Source organism: Okibacterium endophyticum (assembly GCF_054780075.1).
Genome location: NZ_BAAGXA010000002.1, coordinates 161,333 through 180,258, shown reverse-complemented (window position 1 = coordinate 180,258; position 18,926 = coordinate 161,333). Strand labels below are relative to the sequence as shown.

Sequence of the window (18,926 nt, the reverse complement as noted above, 5' to 3'; positions counted from 1 at the left end):
TCTCTCTGACGGGCCTCGTGGCCGTCAGTCCTCGACCAGCTGAGCCGCCTCGTCGACGGTGCCATCCGAGACGCCGCGCCGGATGCTCGTGCCCCGGAAGAAGTCCGGGCGCACGATGCGCTGCCAGACCATGATCACAACGCCGATGCCGATCACGGCGATCCCGAGGATGAACACGAGGCCGACGCCGCCGATGTTCGAGCCGGAGCCGTAGCCGGGGTCCGTGCTCTCGATCAGGGTCGCGAAGAACAGCACGATGAGGATGACCCCGCCGGCGAGCGGGAACGCGAACTGGAACATGGCGTTCCGGAACGAGGCGAACCACAGACGCCTGAAGTACCAGACCGCGGCGAACGCTGTGATGCCGTAGTAGAAGCAGATCATCATCCCCAGTGCCGTGATGGTGTCCCAGAGCACGTCCTCCGAGATGAAGCGCATGATCGCGTAGAAGGCGGAGGCCACGACGCTCGAGACGAGCGTCGCGTAGCCGGGGGTGAGAAAACGCGGGCTCACCGTGGCGAACGCCGGCGGCAGTGCGCCGTAGTGGCCCATCGCCAGCAGGGTGCGCGCGGGCGAGACGAACGTGGACTGCAGCGACGCCGCCGAGCTCGAGAGCACGGCGATCGACACCAGGATCGCCAGCGGGCCAAGCACGGGTCCCGCGAGCGCGACGAAGACGTTGCCCTGGATCTCTTCGTTGCCGAGTCCGTACGCTCCCGTGCCGACGCCGGCGAAGCTGATCGACGCCGTCGAGACGAAGAGGTACAGCGCGACGATGATGAGCACCGTGAGCGTCGCGGCCTTGCCCGGAGTCGACGCCGAGCCGCGGGTCTCCTCGTTCATCGTCAGCGTCACATCCCAGCCCCAGAAGATGAAGATCGAGAGCGAGAGCCCAGCGGCGAACGCGCCGAACGATCCGACGGCGAACGGGTTGAACCACTCGAACGAGAGAGGGGTGGCATCGAAGGCGGTGCCGGATGCCACGTGCGCGAACGCGACGACACCGAAGATCACGAGCACAAGCAGCTGGAACCCGACGAGCCAGTACTGCACCCTCTGGGTGGTCTGCATGTCGCGATACGAGATGAGCGTCGCTCCGGCCATGAACGCGAGACAGGTCACGACGTTGATGAACGGGTTGAGCGCGAGGTTCGCGATGTCGGGATCGCCCACGATCTGCGAGATCATGAGGTAGAAGAAGTCGACGGCGATGCCCGCGAGGTTCGACAGCACGAGAATGGTCGCCGCGACGAGTCCCCAGCCGGCCATCCAGCCGATCCACGGCCCGAAGGCCCTCGTCGCCCACGTGAACGACGTGCCGCTGTCGGGCATCGCCCGATTGAGCTCGCGATATCCGAAGGCGACGAGGAGCATCGGGATGAACCCGACGAGGATGATCGCTGGCACCTGCACGCCGACTGTCGAGACGGTGGGCCCGAGCGCCGCCGTCATCGTATACGCGGGGGCGATGCACGAGACGCCGATCACAATGGCGCCGATCAGGCCGACGGTGCCGGCGCCAAGCCCCTTCTTCGACAGACGCGACGCGTTCTGAGCCTTCTCCTGGGTCATGGCCTGATCCTCTTTCGGGCGCCGAGCAGGGAGTCTCGGGTATCGGTGTATCCGACGATGCTCCGCATGTTCGCTCCTTTGCGATGGTGCGTCGTTGTCGCGCGGCCGCCAGCCGACGGTCAGCCGGCGGCAGCGATGATCGCGGCGGCGGTGTCGCGACCGATCCGGATGGCGCCGTCGACGTGCTGGAAGCCCTCGGCGGCCAGATCGCTGCAGGACCAGTGGATCGGGCCGACCGGAACACGGGTGTCTGCCCCATAGCGGGAGAGACCGCCGAGGTCGAAGCTCGCCGCGTATGCGCCGCGCGTCCACTCCTCGCTGCCCCAGTCGCTCTCATAGTAGACCGCCGGACTCATGGCCTCGTCGCCGAAGTAGTGCGAGAGCGACTCGAGAATGCGCTGCCTGCGCTGCTCGGGCGAGAGCCTGAAGACGTCGTCGGCCTTCTGGTCGGAGACGAAGCCGACGAGGGTGCCGCGCTCGTCGCCGTGGTTGGTGTTGTCGTACGCCTCGTGCACGATCTCGTAGGGGCTGAAGACCGTGCCGGAGAGGCCGTTGTCGCGCCAGAAGGGTGTGTCGTAGACAGCGTGCACCTTGATGACGAAACCGAGGGAGAGGTGCTGGTGCATCTGGTGCCGCAGCCGTGGAAGAGGCGGCTGGAAGTCGATGCGCGAATACAGGTTCGGCGGCACCGCGACGATCGCGTACCTCGCCTTCACGGTGACGCCGTCGGCCACCGCCGTCACCCCGCCGTCGGACCATTCGAGCCTGCGGACCGGCTGGCCGAGCATCACGTCGTCGCCGAGCCGGTCCGCGAGCATCAGCGGCACCTGCTGCAGGCCGCCGACAACACGCTTGTCGAGGATGAAATCGGCGTCGACCAGGTGGGTGAAGCTGCCGGCGGATGCCGCCATCTGGATCGCCTGCAGCGCAGAGAACGCGTGCGCGGGCTTCGTGAGCATCGCATCCGCCACGAACAGGGCGATGTTGTCACGCGCCTCGGCGTCGTCGGTCTGCTGTTCGAGCCAGGCCTTCCACGAGACGGAGTCGAGCTCCTTCGCCTTCGCGTGAGCCCAGGGCGCCGTGATGCCGATCTCGGCGACCAGTCCGTCCAGCACCTCGATCAGGCGCTCCATCTCGGCCGCGGTGCCCTCGGCGACCGGGAAGATCTCTCCGGTGAACCGGGTCTTCTCACCGGCCTTGTCGATGTAGACGCTCTCGCCCTCGCGATAACGCGAGTAGGTCTCGAGGCCGAGGTCTGCGAGCATGTCGATGAGCGCGTTCTGGTCGGGAGACACCCACTGCCCGCCGATCTCGAGCATGGCGCCGTCGATCGTGTCTGTCCACAGGCGCCCGCCCACGCGGTCGCGGGCCTCGAGCACGGTCACGCTGAGCCCGGCCTTCCTCAGGTCGTTCGCAGCGGTGAGGCCCGATGCCCCCGCGCCGATCACAACGACGTCGCGTTCCCGTTCGATCATTTCGTCTCCTTGATTCTTCTGAAGCGCTTGGTTCTCCTGAAGCGCTCGAGCCGGCGGTTGAGCTACTCGCCCGCAGACAGATTCGTCATCACGTGCTTGATGCGCGTGTAGTCCTCGAGACCATACATCGAGAGGTCCTTGCCGTAGCCTGACATCTTGAAGCCGCCGTGCGGCATCTCTGCCGCGAGCAGAATGTGCGTGTTGATCCACACGGCCCCGAAGTCGAGGTCGCGCGAGACCCGCATCGCCGTGCCGTGGTCGGTCGTCCAGACGCTCGAGGCGAGGGCGAACGGCACGTCGTTCGCCATGTCGATGGCCTGCTCCTCCGACGAGAACGTCTGCACGGTGATGACAGGGCCGAAGGTCTCCTCCTGCACACACGCGTCGACCTGCGACACCCCGGTGATCACCGTGGGGGCGAAGAAGAAGCCGCTGTCGCCGACCCTGTGCCCGCCGGTCACGACCTTCGCGTGCGCCGGCAGCGTGGCGATCACCTCGGAGACCTTCTCGAAGTGGTTCGCGTTGTTGAGCGGGCCGTAGTACGCATCCTCCCTGTCGCCGGTGACAGTGGCCTCGGCCGCACGCACGAGCTCGTCGACGAACGCGTTGTGGACGCTCTCGTGCACGAGCACACGCGTCACGGCCGTGCAGTCCTGCCCGGCGTTGAAGTACGACGCGCCGGCGACGGCATCCGCCGTCTTCGCGAGGTCGACATCGGCGAACACGATCGCTGGCGCCTTGCCGCCGAGCTCGAGGTGGGCGCGGTGCAGGTTCTTGGCCGCCGATGCCGCGACGGCCATGCCCGCGCGCACGGATCCCGTGATCGCGACGAGGCCGGGGACGGGATGCTCGGTGAGCAGCTGCCCGGTCGTGCCGTCGCCGAGCACGATGTTGAGCACGCCGTCAGGCAGGATGCCCTGGGTCAGGCGGGCGAGCGCCAGCGTCGACTCCGGTGTGGTGTCGCTCGGCTTCAGGACTATCGTGTTGCCGGCGGCGAGCGCCGGTGCGATCTTCCAGACAGCCATCATCAGCGGATAGTTCCACGGGGTGACCTGTGCGACGACCCCGATCGGCTCCCGCCTCACGAAGGAGGTGTGATCGGCCAGGTACTCGCCGGCAGACTTGCCCTCGAGAACACGTGCAGCCCCCGCGAAGAAACGCAGGTGATCGGCTCCCGTTGTCACCTCTTCGCCGCGGATCGCGTCACGGGGCTGCCCGGTGTTGCGCCACTGCGCCTCGACGAGCTCGTCGGCGTTCGCCTCCATCGCGTCGGCTATCGCGAGCAGCATCCTCTGCCGCTCGCCCGGGGTCGTCCTCTTCCAGGTGGTGAAGGCCACACGCGCCGCGTCGAATGCCGCGTCCACGTCCGCGGCGTTCGAGACCGGCGAGACCGCGACGACCTCACCGGTGACGGGGCTCACCACCTCGATCGATGCATCCGCCTGGGCGTCGGCGAACCGCCCGCCGATGTAGTTCTGAAGAGTCGGGACGGAGTGAGGCGTCGAGACAGCCATTGTCGTTCCTTTCTGGGTCACACCGCTGTCGCGGCATCTGGAGTCAGGGGGCCGGGGTGAGGGTGTACTTCGTCGACAGGTATTCGTGGATGCCCTCGAGCCCGCCCTCGCGGCCGATTCCGGACTGCTTGACGCCGCCGAACGGTGCTGCCGCGTTCGAGATGACGCCCACGTTGAGGCCCATCATGCCGGTCTGCAGCCGGTCGATCATCCGCTGACCACGCGCCAGGCTCTCGGTGAAGACGTAGCTCACCAGACCGTATTCGGTGTCGTTCGCGAGGCGAACGGCCTCGTCCTCGTCTGAGAACGGCACGATGGCCAGCACTGGTCCGAAGATCTCTTCGCGCAGGATCTCCGATCCCGCGACGACACCGGTCACAACCGTCGGCTCGTAGAACGATCCGTCGCCCTCGACCGCCTTGCCGCCGGTGAGCACGGTCGCCCCGCGCCGGGTGGCGTCCGCGACCAGGTCGCTCGCCTTCTGCACGGCACGGTCGTCGATGAGCGGGCCGATCGTCACGCCTTCGTCGGTGCCGCGGCCGATGCGGAAGCCCGTGACCCGCTCCGTGACGCGTCGAGCGAACTCGTCCGCCACGCTCGCGTGAACGATGAAGCGGTTTGCGGCCGTGCACGCCTGTCCGATATTGCGGAACTTCGCGGCTATCGCACCGTCGACCGCCTTGTCGAGGTCGGCGTCGTCGAAGACGACGAACGGGGCGTTGCCCCCGAGCTCCATCGACGTGCGCAGCACGTTCTGCGCCGACTGCTCGATCAGCCTCTGCCCGACCGGCGTCGAACCGGTGAAGCTGAGTTTGCGCAGACGCGGGTCGCTCAGGAGCGGCTCGGTGACCGCGCCGGAAGACGAGGTGGTGATGACGTTGACCACGCCGCCGGGCAGACCGGCCTCTTCGAGCAGCTTCACGAAGTAGATAGTGGTCAGCGGCGTGAGTGAGGCCGGCTTGATCACAACTGTGCAGCCGGCTGCGAGCGCAGGCGCGATCTTGCGCGTCGCCATGGCGAGAGGAAAATTCCACGGTGTGATCAGATAACACGGCCCAACGGGGTGCTGTGAGACGATCATCCGCCCCGTGCCCTCGGGGTTCGTGCCGTAGCGTCCCTGGATGCGGACGGCCTCTTCGCTGAACCAGCGCAGGAACTCACCACCGTAGGTCACCTCGCCCTGGGCCTCTGCCAATGGTTTGCCCATCTCGAGAGTCATCAGCAGCGCGAACTCGTCACGGCGTTCCTGCATCAGGTCGAACGCCCTGCGCAGAATGTCGCTGCGCACGCGGGGAGGGGTGTTCGCCCAGTCGTCTTGAACGGCGACGGCCGCGTCGAGCGCGTCCACGGCGTCGGCGGCTGATGCATCGGCGATGGTCTTGATCACACGCCCGGTCGCCGGGTCACTCACCTCGATCGTCTTGCCGGTGTCTCGCCATTCGCCCCCGATGTAGAGCCCGGACGGCACCTTGCCGAGAAGCTCGGTCTCGCTGATCTGCGATGCCCTGGTCATACGGTCTCCTCTGCTGAAGTCTGATGCTGAAGTCTGATGCTGAACGTTCCTCCGCCGCACCTTACTGCTCGGCACGGAGTGCGGCAACAACGACATCGAGACCCTCGTTCAGCAGCGGGTCGCCGATGCTGAGCGGCGGAAGAAAGCGGATGACGTTCCCGAACGTGCCGCAGGTGAGCACGATCACTCCCTGCCGGTGGCATGCCGCCACGATGCGGCCGGTGAGCGCCGCGTCTGGTTCACCCGTCGACGGGTCGACGAACTCGACGCCGATCATGGCGCCGAGACCACGGACCTCACCGATGCGCGGGTCGTCCGCGTCGGTCATCCGCCGGACGATCTGCTCGCCGATCTCTCTCGCGCGCTGAACGAGGCCGTCGCGCTCATAGGTCTCGATCGTCGCGAGTGCGGCCGCGCACGCGATCGGGTTGCCGCCGTAGGTGCCGCCGAGTCCACCGGTGTGCGGCGCGTCCATCATCTCGGCGCGTCCCGTGACGGCCGCGAGCGGCATACCGCCGGCGATGCCCTTCGCGGTGACCACGAGGTCCGGCACGATGCCGAAGTGCTCAGAGGCGAACATGGCTCCGGTCCTGGCGAAACCGGTCTGCACCTCGTCGGCGATGAAGACCACATCGTTGGCCGCTGCCCAGTCGGCGAGCGCGGGCAGGAATCCCTCCGCGGGCACGATGAAACCGCCCTCGCCCTGGATCGGCTCGATGACGATCGCCGCGAGGTTGCCCGCACCGACCTGCTTCTCGATCACCTCGACCGCGCGCGCGGCGGCATCCTCACCGCTCAGGCCGTCGTGGAACGGGTACGACAGGGGCGCGCGATAGACCTCTGAGGCGAACGGACCGAAACCGTGTTTGTACGGCATGTTCTTCGCGGTGAGCGCCATCGTCAGGTTGGTGCGGCCGTGGTAGGCGTGATCGAATGCGACGACCGCCTGCTTGCCGGTGTGGCTCCTGGCGATCTTGACGGCGTTCTCGACCGCTTCTGCGCCCGAATTGAACAGGGCGCTGCGTTTCTCATGATCACCGGGGGTGAGCCGGTTGAGGGCCTCTGCGACGGACACGTAACCCTCGTACGGCGTGATCATAAAGCAGGTGTGGGTGAACTGCGCCACCTGACGCTGAATCGCCTCGACGACGCGCGGGGCACTGTTGCCCACGGTGGTCACGGCGATGCCGGAACCGAGGTCGATCAGCGAGTTGCCGTCCACGTCGACCACAACGCCTCCTCCGGCGGCGTGCGCGTAGACGGGCATGGTCGTGCCGACCGCGCTCGACACGGCGACCCGTTTGCGCGCCATCAGGCGCTCGGATTCGGGGCCGGGGATCGGGGTGACGAGGCGGCGCTGCTGCTGCAGCGTCGGCCCACCGGTCAGGGTGTCGACGAGTGTCATCATGTCCTCCTCGTTGCGCTGTGCTGCGTGCGCCGTCGCGTTGCCGTGTTGCGTTCCGCCTGACTGCGATCGTAAGAGCTGGCCACCCGGTCGAGAGCTGCCACTTTGTCGAATGCAGAGAGCCGGATTCGATACTTCGGCAGGGGATTGCGTACCGTTGCCCTATGGCTCCCACGTTGCGTCGTCTGCTCGACAATCGCCGGCTCGGTCTGCGCACTCTCGTGACGGGCGAGGAGCGACTGCACGATGCTCCCCTCACCTGGGTGCACAGTTCGGACCTCGACGACCCGACCCCCTTTCTCGAGCCGGGAAATGTCCTGCTGACCACCGGGACGCAGTTCGCGGTGGCCAGCGGGTTCGTCGACGGTGAGGAAACGGACGATCGCTCGATCGCCTACGTGCGACGACTCGCCGATGCCGGGGTCACCGGCATCGGCTTCGGCACAGAAGTCGTCACGGCGGGTATCCCCGGAGGGCTCGTGGATGCCTGCGAACGCCTGGGGCTTCCGCTTTTCGAGGTGCCGTTCCGGGTGCCGTTCATCGCCGTGGCCCGATTCGCCGCAGACCTCATCTCAGAGGCTGCCCACGCCCGCGACAGCTGGGCGCTCGGTGCGCAGCGGGCGATCTCACGCGCCGCGCTGCGGCCGGATGCCATGGCGGCCGTCATCTCTGAGCTGTCGCGTCAACTGGGTCGGTGGGTGGCGCTCTTCGACGCTCATGGCCGGCTCTCTTATCAAGCCGGTGCACTGCCGGAGAGCCTCGAGCCCGCGGCTGTGGCATCGGAGGTGGATCGCTTGCTCGGCAAGGGACAGCGGGCGAGCTCGTCGATCGAGAACGCGGGCACCGCCCTGATCGTGCAGACGCTCGGTCATCGCGCGGAGCTCAGGGGCGCCCTCGCCGTCGCGGGCACGGGAGCGAGCGATGCAGCCGATCAGAGTGTGCTCACCGGTGTCATCGCGCTCGCAGAGCTCTCGCTCGAGCAGGGTAGAGCGCTCGATGAGGCCGCACACCACCTGCGCTCGACGATGCTCGCCGCGATGCTCGCCGGCCGGCCGGAACTCGCCGCGCACACAGCACGATCGCTGGGTCGAGCACTCCCCTCGGAGCCCGTGCAGTTCGCGCTCGCCCGGGTGGAGTCACCGCGACGCGATGCGGTGCTCGCCGATCTCGCGGCAGACGAGCCCGACGGCAGGGTGTTCTTCGCTCTGCGCGGAGACACCATCGCCATCGCCGCCTCAGACGGTGACGACCGGGCGACGCGGCTCTGTGCCGCCAATGGCGCCCACGTCGGGATCTCGCTGGCGATGACCTACGCCGAGGCCGCCGAGGGGATCGCTCAGGCCGAACGCGCTCTGGCGGACGCCTCACCGGCATCCGTTCGGCGATTCGCAGACCTCGGCCGCCAGGGAATCGCCGCGCTCATCGGCGAGTCCGCCGACGCCGACGTCGCGCACGCCATCCTCGCCCCCCTCATCGAGCACGACACCGAGAAGGCGACCGACCTCGTCACGAGCCTGTCGGCCTGGCTCGAGCACAACGGCCAGTGGGATCCGGCCGCCCGAACACTCGGCATCCACAGACACACCCTGAAAACCCGTATCACCCTCGTCGAGAAGCTCGTCGGCCTCAACCTCGACAGCTTCGAGTCACGGGCCACCCTCTGGTTGGCACTACGCCGGCGCGGATAGAGGGGCAGCCAGAGGCGGGGCCCACGCACGATGGCGCTGATGCGAGGTCGACGCGGACACTGCCGCGAACCACGGTGGGCGAACCCGTTCGAGCACGGTCTGGAAACCGCCACAGAGACGTAGGGGCTACCGCACGGCCTCTTCGGAGGCCACCGCGGGAGGATCGACGTTGAGGAGTTCCAGGAGGTGCGCGGACGGTGAGTCCGTGTGCTCCCAGCTGCTCGAGACCACGGAGACCGTCCAGCCCGGCGCATCGGGCTCGGCGAGCGGGATCGTTTTCAGCGCCGCGGCCTGCGGCTTGGCGGCGACGTGCCTGGGCACGATGGCCAGGCCCAGTCCGCGTGTGACCAGATCGAGGAGCGTATGCACGTCATTGACCGCGCATCGCACCCGCCTGCGCACGCCATATGCGGCGAAAGCCTCGTCGTTGAGCGTGCGGACAGCCCATGAGGGGCTGAAATCGACGAAGTCACGCTCTCGGAGCATCCCCCGGTCCACAGACACGCGAGCGGCGAGCGGGTGGTCGAGGGGAGCGAGCACCACGAGTGACTCGTGCCCGAGAGTGGCGTGAGGGAGCGTGCCGAGGTTCTTGCTGGTGGCCACGAAGGCGATGTCGAGAGCGCCCTTGCGCGTCGATTCCATAAGCTCGTGGGAACCCGCCTGGACGAACTGTGTCTCGACGAGGGGATGACGGCGGTGGAACCGTTCGAGCAGCGAAGCGATGTCGACGAAGCCGAGACACTGCTCGGCACCGATCTTGAGGGAGCCGGTGACCGCACGTCCCGCCTTCACCACCGCATCGCGAGCCCCGGCGGCCTGCTCGAGCATCGCGCGGGCGAACGGGAGCAGCGCGTATCCCGCCTCGGTGGGCTCGACACTGCGGGTGGTGCGGTCGAACAGACGTGTGCCGAGCTCATCCTCCAGGGTGCGGATCGCCGCAGACAGACCAGACTGCGAGATGCGCGCCAGCTCGGCGGCGCGGGTGAAGTGGCGCTCGTCGGCGAGAGCGATGAAGTACTCCATCTGCCGTAGATCCATTGAGCTCTCTCGCTTCTGAATATGATTGACGTCAGCTGTTGGACTTCTAGATTAGCGCTTTCTAGACTCTGAGCTCACGAGGGCAACCGCTCCTCTTCACGGCGTACCAGGAGATCACCCATGCAGCAGCGTGTCATCGGCAAACGTCAGGTGTCTGCCATCGGCCTCGGAGGCATGCCGATGTCCATCGAAGGCCGCCCTGACACGGCGCAGTCGGTGACGACCATCCATGCCGCGCTCGACGCCGGTGTGACATTCATCGACACCGCCGACGCATACCACCGGGATGCCGATGAGGTCGGGCACAATGAGGAGCTGATCGCCCGCGCCCTCCGCGAACGCGGTGCCGGTCCCGAGGATGTGCTCGTCGCCACCAAGGGCGGGCACCTGCGACCCGGAGACGGATCCTGGACGACGAACGGGACGCCCGGCCATCTCACAGAGGCCGCCAAGGCTTCGGCACGGCGGCTCGGCGTCGAAGCCATCGGGCTCTACCAGTTCCACCGCCCCGACCCGCAGGTCCCCTACGCAGAGTCGATCGGGGCGATCCGCGATCTGCTCGACGACGGCGTCATCCTGATGGCCGGAATCTCGAACGCGAGCGTCGAGCAGATCGACGAAGCCAACGAGATTCTCGGCGGCCGCCTCGCATCGGTGCAGAACCAGTTCTCGCCCCGATTCCGATCGAGCCGCGTGGAGCTCGACAGGTGCGCCGAGCTGGGCATAGCGTTTCTGCCCTGGAGCCCGCTCGGCGGAATCGCGAACGCCCCGGAGCTCGCCGGTCGGCACACCGCTTTCCGCGACGTCGCCGATGAGCTCGGCGCCAGCGTCTATCAGGTGACACTCGCGTGGGAACTCGCCCTCGCTCCTGTTGTGATCCCCATCCCGGGTGCTTCCCGGCCTCAGAGCATCAGGGACTCAGCCGGCGCTGCGGCCATCACGCTGATCCCCGCACAGATCGCGCACCTGTCCGCGTTATGAGCCACACACCTCTCGGCGGCACAAACAGTGCCGATCCGCCACGCCGTTGCACAAGGAACCACTGATGAAGACCATCACCCTGCCAGGAACCGACATCACCGCGCCGAACGTCGTGCTCGGCCTCATGCGCATCCAGGAGAAGAGCGACGAAGAGGTGCGCACCCTCGTCGGCACGGCGCTCGACGCCGGAATCACCTTTCTCGACCACGCGGACATCTACGGAACCGAACTGCACGGCTGTGAGCGGCGATTCGGCGACGCGATGCAGCTCAGCCCCTCTGACCGGCAGGGTCTCGTGATCCAGACGAAGACGGGCATCGTGCGTGACGGCCCCTCGTTCGACTTCTCATACGAGCACATCATCGAATCGGTGCACGGCTCACTTCGGGCGCTCAACACCGACTACATCGACATCCTGCTGCTCCACCGCCCCGACGCACTTGTCGAACCAGAAGAGGTGGCGCGCGCTTTCGACGAGCTCACGGCATCGGGCAAGGTGCGTGCCTTCGGGGTCTCGAACCACACTCCGCGCCAGATCGACCTGCTTCGCCGGTATGTGACGCAGCCCATCGTCGCGAACCAGGTGCAGCTGTCGATCACGCACGCGCCGCTGATCGCTCAAGGTGTCGCCGCGAACATGCAGGGACTCGACCAGTCGATCAGCCGCGATGACGGCCTCGTCGACTACTGCCGTCTGCACGACATCACCCTGCAGGCCTGGTCGCCGTTCCAGGCCGGATTCTTCGACGGCCCGTTCCTCGACTCGCCGCGCTTTCCCGAGTTGAACGAGGTCATCGACAGGCTGGCCGCGCAATACGATGTGCCGGCGCTGGCCGTCGCGACCGCGTGGATCACCCGCCATCCGGCCCGGATGCAGGTCGTCGTCGGCACCACCACCCCGGAAAGGGTCGCAGCCGCGGCTTTGGGGTCGGACCTGCCGCTGACCCGACCCGAGTGGTACGAGCTCTTCCGCGCCGCCGGTTACAGAGTGCCGTGATTTCGCACCCGGTGCCGATCGGACAGGAACCTGAACCGCGGCCACCGGCGGGTCTCACGACAAGGCGAGGACGACCACACCTCGACGACGTCCGAGAAGCGGCCGCGCGTCGGCTGGTCAATCCGTGAACGCGGCGACGATGTCCTCGGCGAGAGCGAGTCTCGTGTTCGATGCGAGCCCGAGGTGATAGAGGTGCAACTCCTCGACACCCATGTCCACGAGCGAGCCGATGTGCCGGCGAAACGAGTCCGTGCGCGGCTCGGTCGGTGGCAGGACTGTGACGTATGCGGCGAGGCGTGCGTCTGGCACGGCCTCTCGGATGCGCGAGAGGGACGCGGAGTCACCACGATGCCACCCGGGCGCGATGACCGTCGACGCGCCCGGCACCCAGCCGGCAGGCGTCGACGGACCTGTCGCCCAGGGATCGTCTGTGACATGGACGGCCTGCGGATGGGAGCCGGCGGCCCGCCGGATTCGGCCCCAGATCCGCCGTGTCGTCTTCTCTCTGAGGGGAAGGACGAGCTCAGCCACCATGGACAGGGCCTCGGCAGGGGCGACCCGGCCGGACAGCGCATCGCGGACGATCTCTCTGAGCCACGCTGTGCTGTCGGAGCCTCTCGCGTCTCGGCAGGCGGCGCAGAAGCAGATCGAGAGAAGCCGTCGCTCGTCGTCGCTCCAGTCGGCGCCGACGGTCTTGTCGTGCAGATGTGCGTGGTCGATGCCCAGCTGGCCGACGGCCTCGATGACGAGACCATCGGTTCCGGCATCGACGACTGAGGTGACGACTCGTTCGATCAGGTCTTCGACGTCTGCGGTGACGGGACAGAGCGCATGCTGGTGAACAGTGCCGAAGGCGTCGACGACACGCGCCGCCGTCGTCCCTGGCCGGCGCGGATCGGCGTGCGTCGGCGTGATCCACGCCGAGGCCGCGATCCCCGCATCGTTCAGCCTGCGTCTCGCGAGTGTGAACGCGTTGCGAGCCGTCCACGCGGGTGCCTCCAGAGGAAGCACACCGTGCCGGGTGGTGTCGACATAGAGAGCAGACCAGGCGGCGTCGACGAATCGGTGGCCCTGGTGACGTGGTGTCGCCGCGCGCACGGCGTGATAGTAGGCGGCCATCGCGACACGACGCGTGCCCAGCCGCGTCAGCCTTGCGACCATGTCGTCGTCGAGCACGTCCCAGGGATAGAGGTAGGGGATGATCTCGGGCATGACGCGGCGATTCAGAACCGTGGCAGCGACGGATCGAAGGACGGATCGACCCGGCGCATGTATCCCGCGTCATCCCGGATCGTTCGCCCTGAACTGAGATAGCGTTCGTGCAGCTCGCCGAGACGGCCCTCGTCGATCTCGACGCCGAGGCCTGGTGTGGTCGGCACCCGCACGGCGCCGCCGATGATCTCGATGCCGCCGGTGGGGACGATGTCGTCCGCGCGGTTCCAGGGCCAATGGGTGTCGCAGGCGTAGGCGAGGTTCTCCATCGTCGCGGCGACATGGGTCATCGCGGCGAGAGAGACACCGAGGTGCGAGTTGGAGTGCATCGAGATGCTTATGCCGAGAGCTTCGCAGATCGCGCCGAGGTCCTTCGTGCGGCGAAGCCCGCCCCAGTAGTGATGGTCGCTCAGAACGATCTGCACGGCGCGCCGCTCCGATGCCGAACGGAGGTGCGACATCTCGACGACGCACATGTTGGTGGCCAGCGGAATCCCGATCTCGTTGTGCACTCGGCTCATTCCTTCGATTCCGAGCACGGGGTCCTCGAGGTACTCCAAGACCGATCCGAGCCGGCGGCCGATGGCAACGGCTGTGTCGTGACGCCAGGCTCCGTTCGGATCGATCCGCAACGGCATACCCGGGAATGCCTGAGCGAGGGCGAGGATGGTGTCCGCTTCGATCTCGGGGGCGAGGACTCCGGCCTTGAGCTTGATCGACCGGAACCCGTACCTGTCGATCAAGCAGCGCGCCTGGCGCACGACGCCATCCGGATCGAGCGCCTCACCCCACTCGTCTGGCTCAGCGCCGAGGTGCCCCGCCCACTTGTAGAAGAGGTACGCGCTGTAGTCGACCTGGTCGCGGACCGCGCCGCCGAGCAGTGTGCTCACCGGAAGCCCCAGCGTCTTCCCCTGCGCGTCGAGACAGGCGACCTCGATGGGAGCGAAGCTGATGAGACGGTCCTGTGCTGTGCATCCGGGCAGAAGACGTCGCAACACCTTGTCGACGGCGTGCTCGATCCGCGTGGTCTGGAAGACGTTCTGTCCGACCACGGTCTCGCGGACGGCGTCGACCACGGATGTGGGCAGGGCGTCGCCGCGTCCTTCCCCGATTGCGTGCACACCGTTGGCGAGTTCGATTCGCACGATCGTACGCAGCGCGAGGGGTTCGTGCACACCTGCCGCGTTGAGGAGCGGCGGATCGGAGAACGCCAGCGGGACGACCGAGAGGTCGGCGATCCGATAATCGTGTGTATAAGCCTGTGATCCGTTCATATCAGCCCTTGGTTCATATCAGCCCTTGATCGCCCCCGCCGAGATGCCCCGCATGAATGAGCGCTGGAAGGTGAGGAATGCGAGGATCGCGGGAAGCATCGCGAGTGCCGCCGCGACGAGGACGACACCGATGCCGACCTCGGGGTCGGCCCGCAGTGTGCGCAGTGCGAGCGGAAGCGTGAACATGTCGGAACTCGATGCGACGATGAGCGGCAGCAGATACTGGTCCCAGATCATCGTGAATCCGAACACGCCGATGACACCGAGAGCCGGCGTCACGGTCGGGAGAACGATGTTCCAGAAGATCCGGAGCTCGCCGGCCCCGTCGATGCGCGCGGCTTCCTCGAGCTCTGCAGGCACTTCGCGCATAAACTCGGTCATAACGAGTATCGCGAACCCCCACGCCACGATCGGCAGGATCATGCCCGCGTGAGTGTCGATGAGATTCACACCCACGATCGGCACATCGGCGAGCACAACGGAGAGCGGTATGGCGAGCACCTCCTCGGGAAGCATCAACGTGGCCAGCACAAGGAGCATCACGATGCCCGCTCCACGGAAGCGTTTGCGCGCGAGTGCGTAGGCAGCGAGCACCGAGACGGCCATCTGCAGCACGAGCCCGCCACCGACGACGATGAGCGAGTTCGCGAGATACAGCAACACGTCGCGGTCGAACGCGACCTTCCAGTTCGCGAGCGAGAAATCGGTCGGGACGAGGCTGAGGTGTGACGGGTCGCGTGTCCCCGAGAAGGCGCCTGCGAGGATGGCGACGAGCGGGCCAGCGAAAACAAGCACAACGAGCGCGCACACACCGACGTTGACGGCTTTCACCCACCATCGGTTCGTCGCGCCGAGGCCGAGTGCGGTGTCGAGGTCCGTGCTCACGGTGTTCTCCTTTTGCCTGCCGCACGCACCAGAATCGTGAGGACGATCGTCGCGACGAGCAGCACGACCGAGCCGGCGGCGGCGACCCCGAGCTCGCTGCGTTCGAAGCCCAGGCGGTAGATGAGGGTCATCACCACGTCGCTCGATCCGTTCGGCCCGCCGTTGGTGAGCAGATACACCTCCGTGAACACCCGCATCCCGCGAATGGCGGCCAGGGTGAGCACGATCGAGATCACGGGGCGCAGCGCGGGAAGGGTGACGTGGCGGATCCGACGGAACCAGCCACCACCGTCGATAGCGCATGCCTCGTACAACGAGCGGTCCACTCCGACGAGACCGGCGATGATGATGATCATGTCGTACGGTGCGTTTCGCCAGATGCCGACGATCATGACCGAGAGCAGCGACGTGTCGGGCGAGTTGATCCACTCGGAGGGGCCAAGGGTGACGAGGCCGATGATCTGATTGGCCAGCCCTGTCTCGGTGGGGTGGTAGATGATGCGCCACAGCTCGGCGATGACCGCGAGCGGGACCACCACGGGAAGGAACGCGGCGGAGCGCACGAACCACAACCGGCGGGCCTGCCCTTCGAGGAGCAGCGCGAGAGCGAAACCGATCACGATCGAACCTGCCGCCTGACCCCCGGCAAGCAGGAGCGTGTGTCCCACCGCGGAGCGGAAGTCCGGGCTCGAGAACAGAGTCTCGTAGTTCGCCATGCCCACCCACTGGTTGCCGAGGAAAGGCTGCACGTTCTGAAAGCTCATCGTGACGGCCTGTGCCATCGGAACGAACTTGAACAGCGCGAACAGCACAAGCGCCGGGGCGACGAACGCCCACGGTACCCACAGACCGCGCTTCACGGGCTTGCGGCGCCGCGGTGCCGCCGTCACCGGCGGCCGTGCGGCGCTCGCTGCCCGAGAGCGGTTCTCGACGACTGTCATCCGGCGAGGACTCCCTGCGCCTCGAGCTCGTCGGTGAAGATCTCGTCGAGCTTCTGCATCTCGGTGGCGACGTCGAGGCCGCAATCGCTGATCAGCGCATTGAGCGTCGCCGCAGAGGCGTTGAGGAACGGAGCCCAGTTCGGCACCGCGGGGACGTAGCGCCCGCTCTCGTCGTAGAGTTCCTGAAAAAGCTGCCAGCGGTCGTCCGAGCGGGTGTCCGAGATCCTCACGTCCGTGTTGACCGGAAGGCGCACGATATTGCCCTCCTCGTCTCCGGCCATCCCCACTTCCTGACCTTCAACGGAAACCGCCCACGATGCGAACTTCTCCTGCGCGGCCTCGTTGGACGAACCGGCCATAAGATAGATGTTGTTGCCCTCGGCGAGCGTCACCAGACCGCCCGGGCCGGCGGGCGGCGCGAACACCTCGACGGCGTCGGCGCCCGGCGCGAGATCGAAGCTCGCCAGCTCGTACGGTGCCACGAGGTACGAGCCTGCCAGCCCTGTCTGAAAGAGCTCCTTTGTGTTCGTGGTGTCCTGACTCACAGCGCCGGGCTGCAGCACGTCGGCCTCGCAGGCGAGGTTCCTGATCCACTCCGCCGCGGCTATCGATCCGTCACTCGCGACAGCCGAGGTGTACCCGTCTTCGCCCTGCTCGACGTACTCGCCGCCTCCTGACCAGAAAAAGGTCGAGGTGTACCACGAGATATAGCCTCGTTTGGTCGTTCCGGGAACCGCGAGACCGGCGACGTCCTGACCGCTCCCGGTCGGATCGTCTTCGGCGAACGCCTTCCACATGCCGACGAGCGAGTCCCAATCGGTGGGGATCTCGAGCCCCAGCCGCTCCCGCCAGTCCTTTCGGTTGAACAAGGCGACGGTCTGCGACGTCACGGGAACACCGTAGTACTTTCCGTCGTAGGCCTTGGCGCCTTCCCAGGCGCGGTCGGACACGTCGTCGCCACCCGCGATCTCGCCCGGATCGACCTCGCGCACGAGCCCCTGGCTCTGAAGAGTGCCGAGCTGAGCGGTGTCATTGATGACGATATCCGGCAGGTCGCCCTGCGCGGCGCGTTGCTGCAGCTTCACCTCGAAGTCTTCAAGGATCGACGTCATGGTGGCCTGGATGCCTGTCGCCTCGGTGAACGCCTCGACGAATTGCTGGCCGACGGTGTCTGAGGGGCTGCCCGGGGCCTTTCGCTGCCAGATCTCCAGGGTCTGCTCGCCCTCGTCGGCCTGGTCGACAGTCGCCGCCCCGCCGCCACCTGAGCAGGCGGTGAGAGAGAGAACCGCGACCAGAGCGGCCCCGGCGATGGATGTGCGTCTCATCATGATCTCCGTTGTTCATGACCACGAGTCACCTCGTGGCTCGGCCAGGGGCGGCCGAATGGTGATCAGCCTAAGGAGCACGAGGATGCTCACACAAATCCATCTCTGCATGGTCTGATACCTTGAGTGCATCATGCTCACTCTCGATCAACTGCGGGCCTTTGTCGCCGTCGCCGAAGAACTGCACTTCGGCCGCGCCGCCGAGCGGCTCCGCATCACCCAGCCACCGCTCTCGCGTCAGATCCAGAAGCTGGAGCTCACCATCGGCGCCCACCTGTTCGTCCGCTCCAACAGGGCGGTCACGCTCACAGCAGCGGGTGAGGCGCTGATCGATGAGGCGCGGCGACTGCTGACACTCGCCGAGTCTGCCCCCGAACTGGCGAAACGAGCAGCACAGGGAATCACCGGGCACCTCTCGATCGGATTCACCGCGACGGCCGCTCTCGGTCTGCTCGGCCAGCTGCTTCGCGAACTCGACGACCATCTGCCCGACGTGGAGACCGTTCTCCGGGAGCATGTGAGCGGGCGACAGGCCGACCAGCTTCTCGACGGGCGACTTGACCTCGGACTGGTGCGGATAGCGCCGATGGGAGAACAGTTCCAGTCTCGCGTTGTGCACCGCGAGCGTCTGGTTGCGGCGATCCCGTCAGGGGACGCTCTTGCGCATCGGATGGATCCCATCCCCCCGCACGACTTCGAAGGACGGTCAGTCATCGGCTACTCACGCACATCCGCCGGCTACTTCGACGATCTCGTGGGCGCCGTGCTCGCGGGGGTCTCGACGCGATCGCTGGAGCGCGTCTCTCAGGTCCCGTCGATTCTCGCGCTGGTGGCGGCGGGACGCGGCGTCGCCTTTGTGCCCCAGTCCGCGACGCGGTTGCACCCCGAGGGGATCGTGTTCCGCGACATGGTCGGCTGGAACGACCCCGTTGTGCAGTTACGCGCTGTCTGGCGCACCGACTCCGCCAACCCCGCGCTACGGCGAGCGCTCGCCGTGTTGCCCGTTATGCGCGGCGCATAGCCGTAGCCGATACCGCACACGCATCGAGCAATGCTTTTCTGGTCTTGGACAGGTATCGGTTATGGCTCCTACGCTGGGCGGAAGC

At 66.7% G+C, this 18,926-nt stretch carries 14 protein-coding genes and 1 pseudogene; 4 read left to right on the top strand and 11 right to left on the bottom strand.

The window, feature by feature from the left end:
* Positions 1–24 precede the first annotated feature (24 nt).
* The 5 genes and pseudogenes from ACYVF5_RS01130 to gabT form a co-directional block, all read right to left on the bottom strand.
* On the bottom strand, positions 25–1,572 hold the full coding sequence (locus tag ACYVF5_RS01130; protein ID WP_460942448.1) for an APC family permease: 1,548 nt from the start codon (positions 1,570–1,572) through the stop codon (positions 25–27).
* Between the two features lie 119 nt (positions 1,573–1,691).
* A pseudogene (locus ACYVF5_RS01125) lies at positions 1,692–3,083 on the bottom strand (flavin monoamine oxidase family protein); the annotation flags it as partial.
* Between the two features lie 26 nt (positions 3,084–3,109).
* On the bottom strand, positions 3,110–4,561 hold the full coding sequence (locus tag ACYVF5_RS01120; RefSeq protein ID WP_460942446.1) for an aminobutyraldehyde dehydrogenase: 1,452 nt from the start codon (positions 4,559–4,561) through the stop codon (positions 3,110–3,112).
* A 43-nt stretch (positions 4,562–4,604) separates the two neighbouring features.
* Positions 4,605–6,074, bottom strand: coding sequence for an NAD-dependent succinate-semialdehyde dehydrogenase (locus ACYVF5_RS01115; RefSeq protein ID WP_460942444.1), 1,470 nt, complete (start codon positions 6,072–6,074; stop codon positions 4,605–4,607).
* Positions 6,075–6,135: 61 nt separating this feature from the next.
* Positions 6,136–7,479 carry a 4-aminobutyrate--2-oxoglutarate transaminase gene (gene gabT / locus ACYVF5_RS01110; protein WP_460942442.1) on the bottom strand — a complete coding sequence of 448 codons (1,344 nt, stop codon included), beginning with the start codon at positions 7,477–7,479 and terminating at the stop codon, positions 6,136–6,138.
* A gap of 164 nt (positions 7,480–7,643) precedes the next feature.
* Here gabT and ACYVF5_RS01105 point away from each other — a divergent pair, with 164 nt between their 5' ends.
* Entirely contained in the window at positions 7,644–9,167 is a 1,524-nt protein-coding gene (locus tag ACYVF5_RS01105) for a PucR family transcriptional regulator (RefSeq protein WP_460942440.1), read from the top strand.
* A 126-nt stretch (positions 9,168–9,293) separates the two neighbouring features.
* Here ACYVF5_RS01105 and ACYVF5_RS01100 read toward each other — a convergent pair whose 3' ends face one another.
* Entirely contained in the window at positions 9,294–10,205 is a 912-nt protein-coding gene (locus ACYVF5_RS01100) for a LysR family transcriptional regulator (protein WP_460942438.1), read from the bottom strand.
* 120 nt (positions 10,206–10,325) lie between these two features.
* On the opposite strand from ACYVF5_RS01100, the gene ACYVF5_RS01095 reads away from it, so the two are divergent.
* Together ACYVF5_RS01095 and ACYVF5_RS01090 are read left to right on the top strand one after the other, a co-directional pair.
* Entirely contained in the window at positions 10,326–11,186 is an 861-nt protein-coding gene (locus ACYVF5_RS01095) for an aldo/keto reductase (protein ID WP_460942436.1), read from the top strand.
* Between the two features lie 64 nt (positions 11,187–11,250).
* Entirely contained in the window at positions 11,251–12,183 is a 933-nt protein-coding gene (locus ACYVF5_RS01090; protein ID WP_460942434.1) for an aldo/keto reductase, read from the top strand.
* A 117-nt stretch (positions 12,184–12,300) separates the two neighbouring features.
* Here the strand turns inward: ACYVF5_RS01090 and ACYVF5_RS01085 are convergent, their stop codons facing one another.
* The 5 genes from ACYVF5_RS01085 to ACYVF5_RS01065 are packed head-to-tail and all read right to left on the bottom strand — an operon-like array spanning position 12,301 to position 17,820.
* A complete protein-coding gene (locus tag ACYVF5_RS01085) occupies positions 12,301–13,395 on the bottom strand; it encodes a hypothetical protein (protein WP_460942432.1) in 1,095 nt (364 codons plus the stop codon).
* Between the two features lie 11 nt (positions 13,396–13,406).
* The gene (locus tag ACYVF5_RS01080; RefSeq protein ID WP_460942430.1) at positions 13,407–14,669 is read right to left on the bottom strand and encodes an enolase C-terminal domain-like protein; all 1,263 of its coding nucleotides are present in this window, start codon (positions 14,667–14,669) and stop codon (positions 13,407–13,409) included.
* Positions 14,670–14,687: 18 nt separating this feature from the next.
* Positions 14,688–15,554 (bottom strand): carbohydrate ABC transporter permease, encoded by an 867-nt coding sequence (locus ACYVF5_RS01075; protein WP_460942428.1) that lies wholly within the window; start codon positions 15,552–15,554, stop codon positions 14,688–14,690.
* The gene (locus tag ACYVF5_RS01070) at positions 15,551–16,495 is read right to left on the bottom strand and encodes a carbohydrate ABC transporter permease (RefSeq protein WP_460942426.1); all 945 of its coding nucleotides are present in this window, start codon (positions 16,493–16,495) and stop codon (positions 15,551–15,553) included. The genes ACYVF5_RS01075 and ACYVF5_RS01070 overlap by 4 nt, the downstream gene beginning before the upstream one ends.
* Entirely contained in the window at positions 16,492–17,820 is a 1,329-nt protein-coding gene (locus tag ACYVF5_RS01065) for a sugar ABC transporter substrate-binding protein (RefSeq protein WP_460942424.1), read from the bottom strand. Before ACYVF5_RS01065 ends, ACYVF5_RS01070 begins: the two co-directional genes overlap by 4 nt.
* 133 nt (positions 17,821–17,953) lie before the next feature.
* On the opposite strand from ACYVF5_RS01065, the gene ACYVF5_RS01060 reads away from it, so the two are divergent.
* Positions 17,954–18,841, top strand: coding sequence for a LysR family transcriptional regulator (locus ACYVF5_RS01060; protein ID WP_460942422.1), 888 nt, complete (start codon positions 17,954–17,956; stop codon positions 18,839–18,841).
* The last annotated feature ends 85 nt before the right edge of the window (positions 18,842–18,926 follow it).

Bases quoted from the DNA above. Each gene is read 5' to 3' on its own strand.
- ACYVF5_RS01130 (WP_460942448.1), bottom strand. From the start codon at position 1,572: ATGACCCAGGAGAAGGCTCAGAACGCGTCGCGTCTGTCGAAGAAGGGG.
- ACYVF5_RS01120 (WP_460942446.1), bottom strand. From the start codon at position 4,561: ATGGCTGTCTCGACGCCTCACTCCGTCCCGACTCTTCAGAACTACATC.
- ACYVF5_RS01115 (WP_460942444.1), bottom strand. From the start codon at position 6,074: ATGACCAGGGCATCGCAGATCAGCGAGACCGAGCTTCTCGGCAAGGTG.
- gabT (WP_460942442.1), bottom strand. From the start codon at position 7,479: ATGACACTCGTCGACACCCTGACCGGTGGGCCGACGCTGCAGCAGCAG.
- ACYVF5_RS01105 (WP_460942440.1), top strand. From the start codon at position 7,644: ATGGCTCCCACGTTGCGTCGTCTGCTCGACAATCGCCGGCTCGGTCTG.
- ACYVF5_RS01100 (WP_460942438.1), bottom strand. From the start codon at position 10,205: ATGGATCTACGGCAGATGGAGTACTTCATCGCTCTCGCCGACGAGCGC.
- ACYVF5_RS01095 (WP_460942436.1), top strand. From the start codon at position 10,326: ATGCAGCAGCGTGTCATCGGCAAACGTCAGGTGTCTGCCATCGGCCTC.
- ACYVF5_RS01090 (WP_460942434.1), top strand. From the start codon at position 11,251: ATGAAGACCATCACCCTGCCAGGAACCGACATCACCGCGCCGAACGTC.
- ACYVF5_RS01085 (WP_460942432.1), bottom strand. From the start codon at position 13,395: ATGCCCGAGATCATCCCCTACCTCTATCCCTGGGACGTGCTCGACGAC.
- ACYVF5_RS01080 (WP_460942430.1), bottom strand. From the start codon at position 14,669: ATGAACGGATCACAGGCTTATACACACGATTATCGGATCGCCGACCTC.
- ACYVF5_RS01070 (WP_460942426.1), bottom strand. From the start codon at position 16,495: ATGACAGTCGTCGAGAACCGCTCTCGGGCAGCGAGCGCCGCACGGCCG.
- ACYVF5_RS01065 (WP_460942424.1), bottom strand. From the start codon at position 17,820: ATGAGACGCACATCCATCGCCGGGGCCGCTCTGGTCGCGGTTCTCTCT.
- ACYVF5_RS01060 (WP_460942422.1), top strand. From the start codon at position 17,954: ATGCTCACTCTCGATCAACTGCGGGCCTTTGTCGCCGTCGCCGAAGAA.